The sequence below is a fragment of the Kosakonia sp. AG348 genome, from assembly GCF_003337365.1.
Lineage (GTDB): Bacteria > Pseudomonadota > Gammaproteobacteria > Enterobacterales > Enterobacteriaceae > Kosakonia.
Genome location: NZ_QPJR01000010.1, coordinates 90,993 through 106,742 on the forward strand (window position 1 = coordinate 90,993; position 15,750 = coordinate 106,742).

Sequence of the window (15,750 nt, forward strand, 5' to 3'; positions counted from 1 at the left end):
TATTGCTTTCCCACTGAAGCGGGTGTGAATACTAACCAAAGCGAATGACCTTCGCAAGGGCAATTTAAGTGCATTTTATCAAGTGCGGAAAAAAACAGCAAAATTGCGATCCCGGGCTATTAAAAAGGCGGCAACAGCCGCCTTTTTAAGCACTTATCGCGCTATTTTACAGCCTTAACCGCGTCGGCGATGCGATTCGCCAGCGAGGTCACTTGCGCCTCGTCTTCACCTTCTACCATGACGCGAATTAACGGCTCAGTACCGGATTTACGCAACAACACACGACCGCGGCCAGCCAGCGTCGCTTCCACTTCTGCCGTCACCGTCTTAACCGTCTCGTCTTCCAGCGGATCGCCAATGCCTGCGGTAAAACGTACATTCACCAGCACCTGCGGGAACATTTTCATACCGCTGCACAAATCATGCAGAGACATGTGGTTACGCACCATTGCGGCAACCACCTGCAAACCGGCCACGATACCGTCTCCGGTCGTCGTTTTATCCAGCAAAATTACATGGCCGGAGTTTTCAGCACCGATACGCCAGCCTTTCTCCTGCATTTTTTCCAGCACATAACGGTCGCCAACTTTCGCGCGCGCAAAGGGAATGCCCAGTTGCTTAAGCGCCAGTTCAAGCCCCATATTGCTCATGAGTGTGCCAACTGCGCCACCGCGCAGCTGCCCCTGGCGCAGCCCCTCGCGGGCAATGATATACATGATTTGATCGCCATCGACCTTGTTACCCTCATGATCGACCATAATGACGCGATCACCGTCGCCATCAAAGGCAATGCCCAAATCGGCTTTCTCAACCAGAACGCGCTGCTGCAATGCAGCCACGTCTGTCGCACCACATTTTTCGTTGATGTTCACACCATCAGGTTCACACCCAATGGCTATGACTTTCGCGCCTAATTCGCGAAAGACGCTCGGGGCGATGTGATAAGTTGCGCCATTAGCGCAATCAACGACGATTTTTAAGCCGTTAAGACTTAATTCATTGGGGAAGGTGGCCTTACAAAACTCAATATATCGCCCTGCGGCATCAACAATGCGGCTAGCTTTACCCAGCTCAGCGGAGTCGACACAAGTCAGCTCCTTTTCCATCTCGGCTTCAATCGCCTCTTCTACCGCATCCGGCAATTTTGTACCGTCAATAGAGAAAAATTTGATGCCATTGTCATAGAAAGGGTTATGCGAAGCCGAAATTACAATTCCCGCTTCTGCGCGAAATGTGCGCGTGAGGTAAGCTACCGCCGGCGTTGGCATTGGCCCGGTAAAGGAGGCAGAAAGACCAGCCGCCGCAAGCCCGGCCTCCAGCGCTGATTCCAGCATATAACCCGAAATACGGGTATCTTTACCAATGATGATCTTACGCGATCCATGACGCGCCAGTACTTTCCCGGCAGCCCAACCCAGCTTAAGCACAAAATCAGGGGTGATCGGTGCGTCGCCAACGCGGCCGCGAATACCATCGGTGCCAAAATATTTACGATTACTCATAGCGTTTGTTTTCCTTCGCTGCCAGCGTGGCTTCTACCACCCGCATAGCTTCTACTGTTTCTTTTACATCGTGAACACGAATAATGTGCGCGCCTTGCATTGCCGCGATCACTGCGCAAGCCAGACTACCGCTTAACCGCTCGGAGGGACCGACATTGAGTAGCTGGCCTACCATCGACTTACGCGACATTCCAACCAGCAGAGGTAAGCCAAAATGATGAAACTCAGCCAGGCGGGCAAGCAATGCATAATTGTGGGAGAGATTTTTACCGAAACCGAACCCCGGGTCGAGCAACAATTTCTCTTTTGCGATCCCGGCCCGCTCGCATCGTGCTATATGTTCGCTAAAAAAGCGATTCACGTCGGCAAACACATCATCATATTTCGGCGCTTCCTGCATGGTTTTTGGCTGGCCTTGCATATGCATCAGGCAAACCGGTAACCCGGTTTGCACGGCTGCTTCCAGTGCGCCAGGTTCTGTTAATGAGCGGATATCGTTAATGATATGTGCACCTACTCGCGCCGATTCACGAATCACCTCTGGTTTTGATGTATCGACGGAAATCCATACCTCAAAACGCTGTGCAATAGCTTCAACCACCGGGATTACGCGTTCAAGCTCCTCTTCTACGCTAACATCGTCCGCCCCAGGACGCGTCGATTCCCCGCCGATATCCACAATTGTCGCTCCCGCATTGATCATCAGGTTTGCGTGCTTTACCGCCTCAATCAATGTGTTATGTGCACCGCCATCAGAAAAAGAATCCGGCGTTACATTGAGAATGCCCATTACATGGGGATGTGACAAATCCAGTGTTGAGCCCTGAGCATGGAGTTTCATGACTAAAAATCCTGAGGTTGTGGCAGTTAGAAATTAAAAGAAAAACCCCGGAGCAAGCCCCGGGGTTTTCATTAAAAGCAGATCATCAGCGCAAATACTTATTTGTCGCCCAGCTGTTCTGACATGGTATTGCCCGGGTTTGGCGTACGCGGTTCATCGACCGGACGCGGCGCTCGCGGCGTACCATTATTGTCAGAGTTGTTCGTGCCAGGTTCTTCCCAACCTGCTGGCGGACGAACATCACGACGTGACATCAGGTCATCAATCTGCGGTGCATCGATGGTCTCATATTTCATCAGAGCATCTTTCATCGCATGCAGAATATCCATATTTTCATTGAGTAACTGACGTGCGCGATTGTAGTTACGTTCAATAAGCGATTTCACTTCCTGGTCGATGATTCGTGCGGTTTCATCGGACATATGTTTCGCTTTTGCAACGCTACGGCCGAGGAATACTTCGCCTTCCTCTTCCGCGTAAAGCAGCGGACCGAGTTTGTCGGAGAAGCCCCACTGGGTGACCATGTTACGTGCCAGGTTGGTCGCGACTTTAATATCGTTCGACGCACCGGTAGAAACATGTTCAACGCCATAGATGATCTCTTCTGCCAGACGGCCACCGTACAGCGTTGAAATCTGGCTTTCCAGTTTCTGACGACTGGCGCTAATCGCATCACCTTCCGGCAGGAAGAACGTCACACCCAGCGCACGGCCGCGCGGAATGATCGTCACTTTATGCACCGGATCGTGTTCCGGCACCAGACGACCAATAATCGCATGGCCTGCTTCGTGGTATGCCGTGGACTCTTTCTGCGCTTCAGTCATCACCATGGAGCGGCGTTCCGCACCCATCATGATTTTGTCTTTCGCTTTTTCAAACTCGACCATCGACACAACGCGTTTGTTGCCACGAGCGGCAAACAGCGCGGCTTCGTTGACCAGGTTCGCCAAATCGGCACCGGAGAAGCCTGGCGTCCCGCGTGCGATGATTGCCGCATCAATATCCGGCGACAGGGGCACACGGCGCATATGGACTTTCAGTATCTGCTCACGGCCGCGAACGTCCGGCAGACCGACAACAACCTGGCGGTCAAAACGCCCCGGACGCAACAAAGCAGGGTCGAGTACGTCCGGACGGTTCGTCGCGGCAATAACGATAATACCTTCGTTACCTTCGAAACCATCCATCTCAACCAGCATCTGGTTCAGCGTCTGTTCACGTTCATCGTGACCACCGCCAAGCCCCGCACCACGCTGACGGCCTACGGCGTCGATTTCATCGATGAAGATAATGCATGGTGCTGCTTTCTTCGCTTGCTCGAACATGTCGCGCACACGAGATGCACCGACACCAACGAACATTTCTACAAAGTCAGAACCGGAAATGGTGAAGAACGGTACTTTCGCTTCACCGGCGATCGCTTTCGCCAGCAGCGTTTTACCCGTACCCGGAGGACCGACCATCAGGACGCCTTTCGGGATTTTACCGCCCAGTTTCTGGAAACGGCTCGGCTCACGCAGATATTCAACCAGTTCGCCAACTTCTTCTTTTGCTTCGTCGCAACCGGCAACGTCAGCGAAAGTCGTTTTGATCTGATCTTCCGTAAGCATACGCGCCTTGCTCTTGCCGAACGACATGGCACCTTTGCCACCGCCGCCCTGCATCTGACGCATAAAGAAAATCCAGACCCCAATCAGCAGCAGCATCGGGAACCAGGAGATAAAGATGGTCGTCAGCACGCTCTGCTCTTCCGGCGGTTCACCGACAACTTTGACGTTTTTCGTCACCAGGTTGTCGAGCAGTTTCGGATCCTGGACAGGGATGTAAGTCGTGTAACGGTTACTATCTTTCTTGGTAACGTTGATCTCACGTCCGTTGATACGCGCTTCGCGAACCTGGTCCTGGTTGACCTCTTGCAGGAAGGTAGAATAGTCCACCTTACGGCTATTCGACTCGCTGGGCCCAAAGCTCTGGAATACTGACATCAGCACGACGGCAATGACCAGCCAGAGTATTAGGTTTTTCGCCATGTCACTCAAGGGATTAACCTCATATTACAACTGTGTTAAAAACAGCGTCAGGATACAACATAACCCATCTCTTTCAAACCAGAGGCCGAAATCGACGGGGTATCATTTTCGCCCGGTCGCTACAATATACACTTCACGTGAACGCGCACGTGAAGAGTCCGGTTTACGCACTTTAACCTTCGTAAACAGGGAGCGAATTTCGGTGAGATACTCATCGAAACCTTCGCCCTGGAACACTTTCACTAAAAAACTTCCGCCAGGCGCCAACACATCACGGCACATCTCCAGCGCCAGCTCCACCAGATACATGGAACGGGGTATATCAACAGCAGGCGTACCGCTCATATTCGGTGCCATATCTGACATGACAACCTGAACTTTACTGTCGCCAACGCGATCCAGTAACGCTTTCAGAACTAATTCATCACGAAAATCGCCCTGAAGGAAGTCCACACCAACGATTGGATCCATCGGTAAAAGATCACAAGCGATGATACGACCATTACCACCTATCTGCGTGACCGCATATTGCGACCATCCACCAGGGGCTGCGCCCAAGTCGACGACCGTCATACCCGGCTTAAAAAGTTTGTCACTTTGCTGTATTTCATCAAGTTTAAACCAGGCACGGGAACGCAACCCTTTTTTCTGCGCCTGTTGAACATATTTATCGCTAAAGTGTTCCTGAAGCCAGCGGCTCGAACTGGCAGAACGCTTTTTACCTGTCATTTAACTTTCCATCCGGGTTCATCGTCGACATCGAGAAATTTCGACGCGCAATTTGGCGATACAGTGGAGATGGCGGTAGAATGACCCGTTTTCAATCCCAACGTAAGCAAAATATACGATGAATCTGAGTACTAAACAAAAACAGCACCTGAAAGGTCTGGCACATCCGCTCAAGCCGGTAGTTATGCTTGGCAATAATGGTTTGACCGAAGGGGTACTGGCCGAGATTGAACAAGCGCTAGAGCACCATGAACTTATCAAGGTGAAAATTGCCTCTGAAGACAGAGAAACTAAGACCTTGATCGTGGAAGCTATCGTTCGCGAAACCGGCGCCTGCAACGTACAGGTCATCGGTAAAACGCTGGTGCTTTATCGCCCAACCGCGGAGCGTAAAATTTCGCTGCCACGCTAAGGATATCCTGAATTGAACACAAAATCTGTGTAAAACGAGGGGTTTCCGCCAGCAGACGTGCAAAATGCCACGCTCCCGGAATTCATAAAAGGCCGCAGCGCGGCCTTTTTCTTTTCTTTACAATCCGTCAACAATCGACGCGAAGGCAGCGATCAAAGATATTCCACTTTGATGATTTCGTATTCCACTTCGCCGCCCGGCGTGCGAATCACCACCACATCGTCCTGCTCTTTACCTACCAGGCCGCGGGCAATAGGCGAGTTGACTGAAATTAGGTTCTGTTTAAAGTCGGCTTCATCATCGCCAACAATGCGATAAGTCTGCTCTTCGTCATTATCGAGGTTCAATACCGTAACAGTAGAACCAAAAATGACACGACCGCTTTTCGGCATTTTAGAAATGTCGATCACCTGTGCATTAGACAGTTTTGCTTCAATATCTTTAATTCGCCCTTCGCAGAAGCCTTGCTGCTCACGCGCTGCGTGATATTCCGCATTCTCTTTCAGATCGCCATGTTCGCGGGCTTCCGCGATGGCGGCGATGATTTCAGGGCGACGAACGGATTTCAGAAATTCCAGCTCTTCGCGCAATTTTTCGGCACCACGTAAGGTCATCGGAATAGCTTGCATTGTTATACCTCTTAAACATTCCTGTAGGGAGCGGTAACCCACCCCATCTGATCTACCTCCCCCGTACACCGGCATATACCGTCGGGCAGGAGCAAAAGAAAACTGACCCGGGGACAAAGCCCCAGGTCAGCGCAATTTTTCAATTTGATACGTATTTTACCCGGAAGTTCACTATGGGTCATCGTTTACTTTCCGGGTCGTTGCGCCGTAGTATGACGGCTTGTTTACTGCTTCCTAGCGCGAGATTATGCGATTTTCCAGCTTTATCATCGGATTGACCACAAGTATAGCCCTGAACGTTCAGGCCGCGAATGTAGACGAATACATAAACCAACTGCCGGATGGTGCGAACCTGGCGCTGATGGTGCAAAAAGTCGGCGCTCAGGTGCCAGAAATTGATTACCACGGTAAACAAATGGCGCTGCCAGCCAGCACGCAGAAGGTTATCACCGCGCTGGCGGCACTGTTGCAGCTTGGGCCGGACTTTCGCTTTACAACCACGCTGGAAAGCAAAGGTTCTGTCGATAACGGTACGTTAAAAGGTGACTTAATTGCACGATTCGGCGGCGATCCGACGCTAAAACGTCAGGATATTCGCAATATGGTCGCGGCGCTGAAAAAGTCGGGTGTGCAGAAAATCGAAGGTAACGTGCTGGTCGATACCTCTATTTTTGCCAGTCATGATAAAGCGCCAGGCTGGCCGTGGAACGACATGACGCAGTGCTTTAGCGCACCACCTGCTGCGGCAATTGTCGATCGCAACTGCTTCTCTATTTCGCTCTACAGCGCGCAAAAACCGGGCGATTTGGCCTATATCCGCATCGCTAATTATTATCCAGTGAATATGTTCAGCCAGGTCCGCACGCTCGCTCGCGGTTCCGCAGAGGCGCAGTATTGCGAACTGGATGTCGTCCCGGGCGATTTAAATCGCTTTACGCTAACGGGATGCCTACCGCAACGCGCCGACCCACTCCCTCTGGCTTTCGCCATTCAGGACGGAGCAAGCTACGCCGGTGCGATTCTGAAAGCGGAATTGAACGATGCCGGTATCACTTATACCGGTACATTGTTGCGCCAAACGCAGGAGAACCAGGCCGGCACTGTCATTGCCAGCAAGCAGTCGGTACCGCTTCACGATCTGCTAAAGCAGATGCTGAAAAAATCAGACAATATGATCGCTGACACGGTGTTTCGTATGATTGGTCACGCGCGCTTTGGCGTACCGGGTACGTGGCGAGCAGGATCGGATGCAGTACGGCAGATCCTGCGCCAGCAGGCTGGTGTCGATCTCGGTAATACGATCATCGCTGATGGTTCCGGTCTGTCACGGCATAACCTGCTGGCACCCGCCACGATGATGCAAGTTCTGCAATACATTGCGCAGCATGACACCGAACTCAATTTTATCTCAATGCTGCCGCTGGCAGGCTATGATGGCTCCCTGCAGTATCGCGCTGGCCTGCATGAAGCGGGTGTAGACGGCAAAGTTTCGGCCAAAACAGGCTCTTTGCAGGGCGTGTATAACCTGGCCGGGTTTATCACCACTGCGAGCGGTCAGCGGATGGCTTTCGTGCAGTATCTCTCTGGCTATGCTGTCGAACCGGCGGATCAGCGTAATCGCCGCATTCCACTGGTGCGTTTTGAAAGCCGGCTGTACAAAGATATCTACCAGAACAACTAACAAAAATGCCGGGTAGCGTGTGCTAACCCGGCATTTTTGTTGGCAATATTCCCCGTGCAGCCGGGGAAATCGCAGCGATTAACGCTTGTAGATGAACTCGACGCCTTCTTCGTCGTCTTCGTCCCAGTCGTCATCCCACTCTTCGTCATCTTCTACCACTTCAGCTTCTTCAAGCTGCTGGCGATGATAATCGTCCCACATAAACTCGACTTTCTCAGGCTGTTGCTCTTCCTGCGCCTGGGTGATCGGGTTTTCGATGATAAAGGTCATCACGTCCCAGCATAGATCTTTAACGCCCTGCTGGCTGGCCGCTGAGATAAGGTAGAATTTATCCTCCCAACCCAGCGCCTCAGCGATGGCTTTTGCTTTAGCTTCTGCTTCCGCTTTATCCATCAGATCGATTTTGTTGAATACCAACCAACGCGGTTTGGCAGCCAGCTTCTCGCTGTATTTTTCCAGTTCGCCGATGATGACACGGGCATTTTCAGCCGGATCGGAACCATCGATCGGATCAATATCGATCAGATGCAGCAAGACGCGGCAGCGCTCCAGATGTTTCAGGAAACGGATCCCAAGGCCTGCGCCATCAGCAGCCCCTTCGATCAATCCCGGAATATCGGCAACCACAAAGCTCTTTTCGTTATCCATACGGACAACGCCAAGGCTCGGCACCAGTGTGGTAAACGGATAATCCGCCACTTTTGGTTTTGCAGCCGATACCGCGCGAATAAAGGTTGATTTGCCTGCGTTTGGCATACCAAGCATACCCACATCGGCCAGCAACATCAGTTCCAGCTGCAGGTCGCGCTTATCGCCCGGCGTACCCATGGTTTTCTGACGAGGCGTACGGTTAACCGAGGATTTAAACCGCGTGTTGCCCAGACCATGCCAGCCACCTTTCGCGACCATCAGGCGCTGACCATGTTTAGTCATATCGCCCATCGTTTCGCCGGTGCCCTGATCGATAACACGCGTACCGACCGGTACTTTCACCGTAATATCTTTTCCGCGTTTCCCTGTACAGTCGCGGCTCTGGCCATTCTGCCCGCGTTCGGCGCGGAAAGATTTTTCAAAACGGTAGTCAATCAGGGTATTAAGGTTTTCGTCCGCTTCCAGCCAGACATCACCGCCATCACCACCGTCGCCGCCATCAGGGCCGCCTTTCGGGATATATTTTTCGCGGCGGAAGCTCACACAACCGTTACCGCCATCACCTGCCACGACAAGGATCGTAGCTTCATCAACAAACTTCATTTTACTCTCCGTAACTCATTCGCCTGAGCGGGGCACAGTGGCGACCACTTCGCGATTACGCCGGCGTCCCAAAAGACGATGGCCAATAGCGGAAAACATCGCGCCCGCAACCACGACAAACGCACCGAGATAACCGATAAGGTTTAACATCGGTCTGGCGAAAACATCGGGCCAGGCCATTGATAATAAATCTGAAAAAAACAGCGTAAAGAGCGGCGTCAGCGTGATTAATGCGCTCACCTGTGCCGCCTGCCAGCGAGCCATCGCTTCCGCTAGCGCGCCGTAACCCACCAGTGTATTAAGGCCACAAAACACCAGGCAAGCCAGCTGCCAGTTACTTAACTGAAGCAGCACGGCGGGTTTTGCCAGCGGCAATAACGCAATTGTACACAAAGTGTACAGCAAAAAGAGGATCTGCTGAGAGGCCAGGCGCCGTAATAACACTTTTTGCGCGACGCCGTAACTCACCCAAACCGTGGCTGCTCCGACACCAAAAATCACGCCCCAGGTGTAATCTGTCAGGCGGGTAAAAATCTCCACCAGGCTAGTATTAAAAAACATTACCAGACCACAGATAAGCATCAACGCACCGATAACCTGGGTGCCGCGCATTTTCTCTTTGAGAATAACAACGCTGGCAATCATCATGCCCACAGGCGAAAGTTGACCAATCACCTGCGAAGCCGTCGGGCTAACGTATTGCAGGGAAGAACTGAAGAGGATGAAATTTCCGAACAGCCCACCTGTGGCAATGGCCAACAAAACTAACCAGCGCGGCTTGCGAAAAAGATGCAGCGGGGGCAGTTTTTTTTTCCAGCCGAGAATCAAACCAAGGCCGATTCCCGCCATCAAAAAGCGATAAAAAACCACCGTTGGCGGTTCCATCACTTCCAGCACCTGCTTCATGGCGATGGGTAACGCGCCCCAGCACATCGCGGTTGTGAGCGCCAGCGCAATACCGATGCCTGCCTGCTGTTTCATGCCCGTATTACCTGCCAGAATTTACCGGACTTTTAATGTAAAAAGCCCCGCAACGTGTTGCGGGGCTTTCTTCCGTTACCGGGACGCGAAAAACTTATTCAGCAACGATGCTGATGAATTTACGGTTTTTCGGGCCTTTAACTTCGAACTTAACTTTACCGTCAGTCAAAGCGAACAGAGTGTGGTCACGGCCGCAACCTACGTTAGAACCAGCGTGGAATTTGGTGCCACGTTGACGAACGATGATGCTACCTGCCAGAACTGCTTCACCGCCGAAACGTTTTACGCCCAGACGTTTAGCTTCTGAATCGCGACCGTTACGAGTTGAGCCGCCAGCCTTTTTATGTGCCATTTAAATCTACTCCTCAGGTCTTAGGCGCTGATGCCAGTAATTTTCACATCAGTAAACCACTGACGGTGGCCCTGCTGCTTACGGTAGTGTTTACGACGACGAAACTTAACGATTTTAACTTTCTCGCCACGACCGTGAGCAACAACTTCAGCTTTGATTACGCCGCCATCAACGAAAGGAACGCCGATTTTGACTTCTTCACCGTTTGCGATCATCAGAACTTCAGCGAATTCAACAGATTCGCCAGTTGCGATGTCCAGCTTTTCCAGGCGAACGGTCTGACCTTCGCTTACTCGGTGTTGTTTACCACCACTTTGGAAAACCGCGTACATATAAAACTCCGCTTCCGCGCACATATTCTGATCAATTCAGAGTGCGCTATAAATATTCACAATAGGGCGCGAATATTACGCAAATTGCTAGCCTTTGACAAGAGTGATCGTCACTCCATGCAGAAAAAAAACACAACGCGTAAGGTAACGTTTATCTGGCGCATTTTTTCAGTACAATAAACAATACTATTCTAACCCGTAACCCTTTGTTATCCCATTTTGCTATGTGGTAAACAGGACTGAAAGCCCGGCTTTTGCGATGAATTTAGAAAAAATCAATGAGTTAACCGCGCACGACATGGCGGGTGTAAACGCGACGATTCTGCAACAACTCAACTCGGATGTTCAGTTAATCAACCAGTTGGGTTATTACATCGTAAGCGGCGGCGGCAAACGCATCCGTCCGATGATTGCCGTGTTGGCGGCGCGAGCCGTTGGCTATGAGGGCAATTTGCACGTCACTATTGCCGCATTAATCGAATTTATTCACACCGCGACCCTTCTCCATGACGATGTTGTGGACGAGTCCGACATGCGTCGCGGCAAAGCCACCGCTAATGCGGCCTTTGGCAACGCAGCGAGCGTACTGGTTGGTGATTTTATCTACACCCGCGCTTTCCAGATGATGACCAGCCTCGGCTCGCTGAAAGTGCTGGAAGTGATGTCAGAAGCCGTAAACGTGATTGCTGAAGGCGAAGTCCTGCAGTTGATGAACGTCAACGACCCAAATATCACTGAAGAAAACTACATGCGCGTCATTTATAGCAAGACCGCACGTCTGTTTGAAGCGGCGGCTCAGTGTTCCGGCTTGCTGGCTGGTTGCACCGAAGCGCAGGAAAAAGGGTTGCAGGATTACGGTCGCTATCTGGGAACCGCTTTTCAGCTTATCGACGATTTGCTTGATTACAGCGCGGACGGTGAAACACTCGGCAAAAACACCGGCGATGACCTGAATGAAGGCAAACCGACGTTACCGTTGTTACATGCCATGCATAACGGCACGCCAGAACAAGCACAGATGATCCGCGAAGCTATCGAGCAAGGAAACGGGCGACACCTTCTGGAACCTGTTCTGGAAGCAATGGCTGCCTGCGGTTCACTGGAATGGACGCGTCGCCGTGCGGAAGAAGAAGCGGATAAGGCCATTGCCGCTCTACAAGTTCTACCGGATTCACCGTGGCGCGAGGCGTTGGTCGGTCTTGCCCACATCGCCGTTCAGCGCGATCGTTAATCTTTCCAGCTTCCCGCGCATTGCCGCGGGAAAGTTCCAATAAGTTTCTTTAAATCCCCTTAAAATGAAAAATAACCAGTAATATCAAGCCTTGTCATAATCCTAAAACGCAAAATATTACATGAGCTTTTCAGAACAAACGCTCCCGTATGCGTATAGTAAGTAGCGTTGTTGGCGTAAATAATTGACACCTATTTTCTATCAGGGAGATGTTATGGAAACAAAATTAATGGACTGGCACCAGGCTGATATCATTGCCGGACTGCGTAAGAAAGGAACATCGCTGGCTGCAGAATCCCGTAAAAACGGGTTAAGCTCATCGACCCTCGCTAATGCCCTGACCCGCTCCTGGCCAAAAGGGGAATTGATTATTGCTCGTGCGCTGGATACCGATCCCTGGGTTATCTGGCCGTCACGTTACCATGATCCCGTCACCCACGAATTTATTGATAAGACGAAGCTGATCAGGAAAAAAAAGGAGGGAAAATAAGCGGTCATGCAAGTAGCACCTCCCCTTGTTTGCCAGAACTGGCGATAGAAAAAAAGGGAGCCGAGGCTCCCTTCTTACAGTTCAGCAAACAGGCTTATTCGCCTTTGACGCGCTCAATGTTCGCGCCAAGCGCACTGAGTTTATCTTCAATACGCTCGTAGCCACGATCGATATGATAGATACGATCAACAATGGTGGTCCCTTCCGCAATACAACCCGCCAGCACAAGGCTTGCAGAAGCGCGTAAATCGGTTGCCATGACCTGTGCACCGGAGAGCTTTTCTACGCCGTGGCAAATCGCTGTATTGCTTTCGATCTCTGCGTGAGCTCCCATACGGATCAGTTCAGGAATATGCATGAAACGGTTTTCGAAGATAGTCTCGGTGATAACGCCCGTACCTTCAGCCACCAGGTTCAGCAGCGTAAATTGCGCCTGCATATCGGTCGGGAACCCCGGATGCGGAGCTGTGCGCACATTCACTGCTTTCGGACGCTTACCATGCATATCAAGGCTAATCCAGTCTTCGCCAACCTCAATATCCGCACCAGCATCGCGCAGCTTAGCCAGCACCGCATCCAGCGTATCCGGCTGAGCGTTACGGCAAACAATTTTACCGCCAGAGATCGCTGCCGCGACCAGGAAAGTCCCGGTTTCGATACGATCAGGCAGGACGCGATAAACACCACCGCCCAGACGTTTCACCCCTTCGATGGTGATGCGATCGGTTCCCATACCGGTGATTTTTGCACCGAGGGTATTGAGGAAGTTTGCCGTATCAACAATTTCCGGCTCACGGGCGGCGTTTTCGATAATGGTCGTGCCTTCCGCCAGCGTCGCAGCAGACATAATGGTTACTGTCGCGCCAACGCTTACTTTATCCATCACGATATGCGCGCCTTTCAGACGCCCGTTAACGGAAGCTTTGACGTAGCCCTCTTCCAGCTTGATCTCCGCGCCCAGTTGTTCCAGACCGCTAATGTGCAGATCCACCGGACGCGCGCCAATCGCGCAACCGCCAGGCAGAGAGACCTGCCCCTGACCGAAACGCGCAACCAACGGCCCCAGCGCCCAAATAGATGCGCGCATGGTTTTCACCAGCTCGTAAGGTGCGCAGAAAACATTGACGTCACCCGCATCGATCCATACGGATCCATTGCGTTCCACCTTGGTGCCCAACTGGCTGAGCAGCTTCATGGTGGTATCGATATCTTTCAGTTTCGGAACGTTACGGATTTCAACCGGTTCTTCCGCCAGCAACGCGGCAAAAAGAATCGGCAGCGCAGCGTTTTTCGCGCCTGAAATTGTCACTTCGCCCTGGAGACGCGTCGGCCCCTGTACACGAAACTTATCCATTCATCTGATCTCTGTTAAGAATTCACACGCGCAGTGGGTTTATCCCCTGCGCTCAAAAGCCGTTAAGTTTGCGATCCCGCGCCCACTCCGCCGGAGTGTAAGCCTTGATCGACAGGGCATGGATACGGTTGTCTGCGATGTATTCCATCAGCGGGCCATAAATGGTCTGTTGTTTCTTGACCCGGCTCATGCCGTCAAAAATCTCACCCACAGCGACAACCTGAAAGTGACTGCCATCGCCAGTGACGTGGGCTTCCTGGAGAGAGAGTGCGTTCATCAGCACCGTCTGAATTTCATGATTTTCCATGGGTGTAAATATCATCTAATAGTGAAAACAGTCACACATCTTAGAGGAAAGTGGCGTCGGCTTAAACAAGCAAAAAGCCCCATCAATATAAAGGACGGGGCTTTAAGTAGTAACGCATTGAAAAAATTAGTGAGGCAATACATCCTGCGGCAAATTATAGAGCGCAGCGAGGGTGGAAACATTCTCACTCACCCCAGCAAGCACAACATTGCTGCCCTGTTTTTTGCCCTGCGCCACCAGATGAACCAGCAGCGCGACACCAGCAGTATCAACGCGTGACACGCCATGTAAGTCGATGCAGGTTACCCCGTTCATCGCCTCCACGCGCGCATCCCACAGCGGGTTTAAGAGATCCTGATCCAGCTCACCAACCAGTTTCAGGCACTCTCCCTCGCGTGACCAGCTTAGACTGGCTGTCATTGCTTTTTCTCGTCCAGGGTAATTTTCTGGCGGGAAATAGATTGCAGCTCGGCGGTTAAACCGTCGATACCTTTGGTACGCAGCAGATCGCTCCATTCGTTCTGTTTGGTCGTGATCATGCTCACCCCTTCGGCAATCATGTCGTAAGCCTGCCAGTTGCCGCTTTGCGTGTTTTTACGCCACTGGAAATCCAGGCGCACCGGCGGACGACCATTCGGATCGATGATAGTCACGCGGATCGGCACAATCGTCGCATCGCCCAGCGGCTGCTCCGGGGCAATCTGATAGGTTTGACCGTGGTACATCGCCAGCGCCTGACCGTAAGCCTGTTTCAGGTATTCGCGAAAGGCAGCGAAATAGGCTTCACGCTGCGCCGGGGTCGCTTCTTTATAATAACGGCCCAGCACCAACGCACCGGCGTATTTAACCTGCACATAAGGCAGCAGTTCCTGATCGACTACATCGCGCAGGTAATCCGGGTTCGCACGGATTTTCGGCTGCTCATTTTTGAGGCGATCAAAGGTTTTCTGTGCCGCGTCTTTCATTGCGGCGTAGGGGTTAGCTTGATCGGCCGCCATCGCGGCCCCCAGCGGCGCAATCACCAGCAGGGCAACCATTAATAGACGTTTAAACATGCGTCAATTCTCCTCATTAATTCGTCTGGCCAGCAGACGGTGCGGCTTGAGTATTCCCTGCATCGTGGGCTGCCGCATCGCCTGAATTCTTATTGTCACCGCCTTTACTGTTGTAAAGGAATTGTCCGATAAGGTCCTCAAGCACAATGGCGGACTTGGTGTCCTGAATGGTGCTTCCTTCTTTAAGCATAGAAGTTCCCATTTCAGGATCGTCAAAACCAACGTTCAGCGCCAGATACTGTTCACCTAACAACCCGGAAGTGCGGATCGCCAGTGAGCTGGTATCCGGGATCTGGTTGTAACGTTCTTCAATATCCAGCGCGACACGCGGCAGATAGGTTTTGGGATCAAGAGAGATATCAGCAACGCGCCCGACCACCACACCGCCAATTCTTACCGGCGAATGTGTTTTCAGACCGCCAATGTTGTCAAAGGTGGCATAGATACGGTAAGTCGGCTCGGTACGCATGGAGGCGACATCCGCCGCTTTCAGGCAGATAAAGAGTGCCGCCAGCAGCGCCAGCAGGAGAAAAACGCCTACCCAAATTTCACTTTTTTTCGTTTGCATGA

18 protein-coding genes are annotated in these 15,750 nt (G+C 51.8%); 4 read left to right on the forward strand and 14 right to left on the reverse strand.

The features are described 5' to 3' along the window. Nucleotides 1-161: 161 nt before the first annotated feature. From glmM to rlmE, 4 genes are all read right to left on the reverse strand, one after another. Complete coding sequence (gene glmM / locus DFO56_RS20715; RefSeq protein ID WP_017457346.1) at nt 162-1,502, reverse strand: phosphoglucosamine mutase; 1,341 nt, start codon at nt 1,500-1,502, stop codon at nt 162-164. Further along, nucleotides 1,495-2,343: a dihydropteroate synthase gene (gene folP, locus DFO56_RS20720; protein ID WP_072051655.1), complete on the reverse strand. Its 849-nt coding sequence runs from the start codon at nt 2,341-2,343 to the stop codon at nt 1,495-1,497. The genes glmM and folP overlap by 8 nt, the downstream gene beginning before the upstream one ends. A 98-nt stretch (nt 2,344-2,441) precedes the next feature. After that, the gene (ftsH, locus tag DFO56_RS20725) at nt 2,442-4,373 is read right to left on the reverse strand and encodes an ATP-dependent zinc metalloprotease FtsH (protein WP_017457344.1); all 1,932 of its coding nucleotides are present in this window, start codon (nt 4,371-4,373) and stop codon (nt 2,442-2,444) included. Nucleotides 4,374-4,475: 102 nt separating this feature from the next. Next, entirely contained in the window at nt 4,476-5,102 is a 627-nt protein-coding gene (rlmE, locus tag DFO56_RS20730) for a 23S rRNA (uridine(2552)-2'-O)-methyltransferase RlmE (RefSeq protein WP_020455430.1), read from the reverse strand. Between the two features lie 118 nt (nt 5,103-5,220). On the opposite strand from rlmE, the gene yhbY reads away from it, so the two are divergent. Further along, on the forward strand, nt 5,221-5,514 hold the full coding sequence (gene yhbY / locus DFO56_RS20735; RefSeq protein ID WP_007369919.1) for a ribosome assembly RNA-binding protein YhbY: 294 nt from the start codon (nt 5,221-5,223) through the stop codon (nt 5,512-5,514). Nucleotides 5,515-5,666: 152 nt separating this feature from the next. Here the strand turns inward: yhbY and greA are convergent, their stop codons facing one another. Next, nucleotides 5,667-6,143 (reverse strand): transcription elongation factor GreA, encoded by a 477-nt coding sequence (gene greA / locus DFO56_RS20740; protein WP_017457342.1) that lies wholly within the window; start codon nt 6,141-6,143, stop codon nt 5,667-5,669. Nucleotides 6,144-6,390: 247 nt separating this feature from the next. Between greA and dacB the strand changes: the two genes are divergently transcribed. Continuing rightward, nucleotides 6,391-7,824: a serine-type D-Ala-D-Ala carboxypeptidase gene (gene dacB, locus DFO56_RS20745; protein WP_045512653.1), complete on the forward strand. Its 1,434-nt coding sequence runs from the start codon at nt 6,391-6,393 to the stop codon at nt 7,822-7,824. 78 nt (nt 7,825-7,902) lie between these two features. Here dacB and cgtA read toward each other — a convergent pair whose 3' ends face one another. The 4 genes from cgtA to rplU all read right to left on the reverse strand — a co-directional run bounded on the left by cgtA (nt 7,903) and on the right by rplU (nt 10,743). Continuing rightward, nucleotides 7,903-9,078 carry an Obg family GTPase CgtA gene (gene cgtA / locus DFO56_RS20750; RefSeq protein ID WP_017457340.1) on the reverse strand — a complete coding sequence of 392 codons (1,176 nt, stop codon included), beginning with the start codon at nt 9,076-9,078 and terminating at the stop codon, nt 7,903-7,905. Nucleotides 9,079-9,093: 15 nt separating this feature from the next. Continuing rightward, nucleotides 9,094-10,059 carry a DMT family transporter gene (locus DFO56_RS20755; RefSeq protein WP_045512656.1) on the reverse strand — a complete coding sequence of 322 codons (966 nt, stop codon included), beginning with the start codon at nt 10,057-10,059 and terminating at the stop codon, nt 9,094-9,096. A gap of 94 nt (nt 10,060-10,153) precedes the next feature. After that, nucleotides 10,154-10,411, reverse strand: coding sequence for a 50S ribosomal protein L27 (rpmA, locus tag DFO56_RS20760; protein WP_017457338.1), 258 nt, complete (start codon nt 10,409-10,411; stop codon nt 10,154-10,156). Nucleotides 10,412-10,431: 20 nt separating this feature from the next. Continuing rightward, nucleotides 10,432-10,743, reverse strand: coding sequence for a 50S ribosomal protein L21 (rplU, locus tag DFO56_RS20765; RefSeq protein WP_003025032.1), 312 nt, complete (start codon nt 10,741-10,743; stop codon nt 10,432-10,434). Nucleotides 10,744-11,002: 259 nt separating this feature from the next. Between rplU and ispB the strand changes: the two genes are divergently transcribed. Then, nucleotides 11,003-11,974, forward strand: coding sequence for an octaprenyl diphosphate synthase (gene ispB / locus DFO56_RS20770; protein WP_045512659.1), 972 nt, complete (start codon nt 11,003-11,005; stop codon nt 11,972-11,974). 214 nt (nt 11,975-12,188) lie between these two features. After that, the gene (sfsB, locus tag DFO56_RS20775) at nt 12,189-12,464 is read left to right on the forward strand and encodes a DNA-binding transcriptional regulator SfsB (RefSeq protein ID WP_045512662.1); all 276 of its coding nucleotides are present in this window, start codon (nt 12,189-12,191) and stop codon (nt 12,462-12,464) included. 94 nt (nt 12,465-12,558) lie between these two features. Here sfsB and murA read toward each other — a convergent pair whose 3' ends face one another. From murA to mlaD, 5 genes are all read right to left on the reverse strand, one after another. Then, nucleotides 12,559-13,818 (reverse strand): UDP-N-acetylglucosamine 1-carboxyvinyltransferase, encoded by a 1,260-nt coding sequence (gene murA, locus DFO56_RS20780; RefSeq protein ID WP_020455435.1) that lies wholly within the window; start codon nt 13,816-13,818, stop codon nt 12,559-12,561. Between the two features lie 52 nt (nt 13,819-13,870). After that, nucleotides 13,871-14,125, reverse strand: coding sequence for a BolA family iron metabolism protein IbaG (gene ibaG / locus DFO56_RS20785; RefSeq protein WP_017457333.1), 255 nt, complete (start codon nt 14,123-14,125; stop codon nt 13,871-13,873). A gap of 126 nt (nt 14,126-14,251) precedes the next feature. Further along, nucleotides 14,252-14,545: a lipid asymmetry maintenance protein MlaB gene (gene mlaB / locus DFO56_RS20790; protein ID WP_045512665.1), complete on the reverse strand. Its 294-nt coding sequence runs from the start codon at nt 14,543-14,545 to the stop codon at nt 14,252-14,254. Continuing rightward, nucleotides 14,542-15,180 carry a phospholipid-binding protein MlaC gene (gene mlaC, locus DFO56_RS20795; protein WP_020455437.1) on the reverse strand — a complete coding sequence of 213 codons (639 nt, stop codon included), beginning with the start codon at nt 15,178-15,180 and terminating at the stop codon, nt 14,542-14,544. Before mlaC ends, mlaB begins: the two co-directional genes overlap by 4 nt. A 16-nt stretch (nt 15,181-15,196) precedes the next feature. Then, nucleotides 15,197-15,748 (reverse strand): outer membrane lipid asymmetry maintenance protein MlaD, encoded by a 552-nt coding sequence (gene mlaD / locus DFO56_RS20800; RefSeq protein ID WP_020455438.1) that lies wholly within the window; start codon nt 15,746-15,748, stop codon nt 15,197-15,199. Between the last annotated feature and the right edge of the window lie 2 nt (nt 15,749-15,750).

Coding starts and splice junctions, on each gene's coding strand:
- sfsB (WP_045512662.1), top strand. CDS start 12,189: ATGGAAACAAAATTAATGGACTGGCACCAGGCTGATATCATTGCCGGA.
- dacB (WP_045512653.1), top strand. CDS start 6,391: ATGCGATTTTCCAGCTTTATCATCGGATTGACCACAAGTATAGCCCTG.
- rplU (WP_003025032.1), bottom strand. CDS start 10,743: ATGTACGCGGTTTTCCAAAGTGGTGGTAAACAACACCGAGTAAGCGAA.
- folP (WP_072051655.1), bottom strand. CDS start 2,343: ATGAAACTCCATGCTCAGGGCTCAACACTGGATTTGTCACATCCCCAT.
- glmM (WP_017457346.1), bottom strand. CDS start 1,502: ATGAGTAATCGTAAATATTTTGGCACCGATGGTATTCGCGGCCGCGTT.
- ftsH (WP_017457344.1), bottom strand. CDS start 4,373: ATGGCGAAAAACCTAATACTCTGGCTGGTCATTGCCGTCGTGCTGATG.
- DFO56_RS20755 (WP_045512656.1), bottom strand. CDS start 10,059: ATGAAACAGCAGGCAGGCATCGGTATTGCGCTGGCGCTCACAACCGCG.
- mlaB (WP_045512665.1), bottom strand. CDS start 14,545: ATGACAGCCAGTCTAAGCTGGTCACGCGAGGGAGAGTGCCTGAAACTG.
- rlmE (WP_020455430.1), bottom strand. CDS start 5,102: ATGACAGGTAAAAAGCGTTCTGCCAGTTCGAGCCGCTGGCTTCAGGAA.
- greA (WP_017457342.1), bottom strand. CDS start 6,143: ATGCAAGCTATTCCGATGACCTTACGTGGTGCCGAAAAATTGCGCGAA.
- rpmA (WP_017457338.1), bottom strand. CDS start 10,411: ATGGCACATAAAAAGGCTGGCGGCTCAACTCGTAACGGTCGCGATTCA.
- cgtA (WP_017457340.1), bottom strand. CDS start 9,078: ATGAAGTTTGTTGATGAAGCTACGATCCTTGTCGTGGCAGGTGATGGC.
- ispB (WP_045512659.1), top strand. CDS start 11,003: ATGAATTTAGAAAAAATCAATGAGTTAACCGCGCACGACATGGCGGGT.
- mlaC (WP_020455437.1), bottom strand. CDS start 15,180: ATGTTTAAACGTCTATTAATGGTTGCCCTGCTGGTGATTGCGCCGCTG.
- yhbY (WP_007369919.1), top strand. CDS start 5,221: ATGAATCTGAGTACTAAACAAAAACAGCACCTGAAAGGTCTGGCACAT.
- murA (WP_020455435.1), bottom strand. CDS start 13,818: ATGGATAAGTTTCGTGTACAGGGGCCGACGCGTCTCCAGGGCGAAGTG.
- mlaD (WP_020455438.1), bottom strand. CDS start 15,748: ATGCAAACGAAAAAAAGTGAAATTTGGGTAGGCGTTTTTCTCCTGCTG.
- ibaG (WP_017457333.1), bottom strand. CDS start 14,125: ATGGAAAATCATGAAATTCAGACGGTGCTGATGAACGCACTCTCTCTC.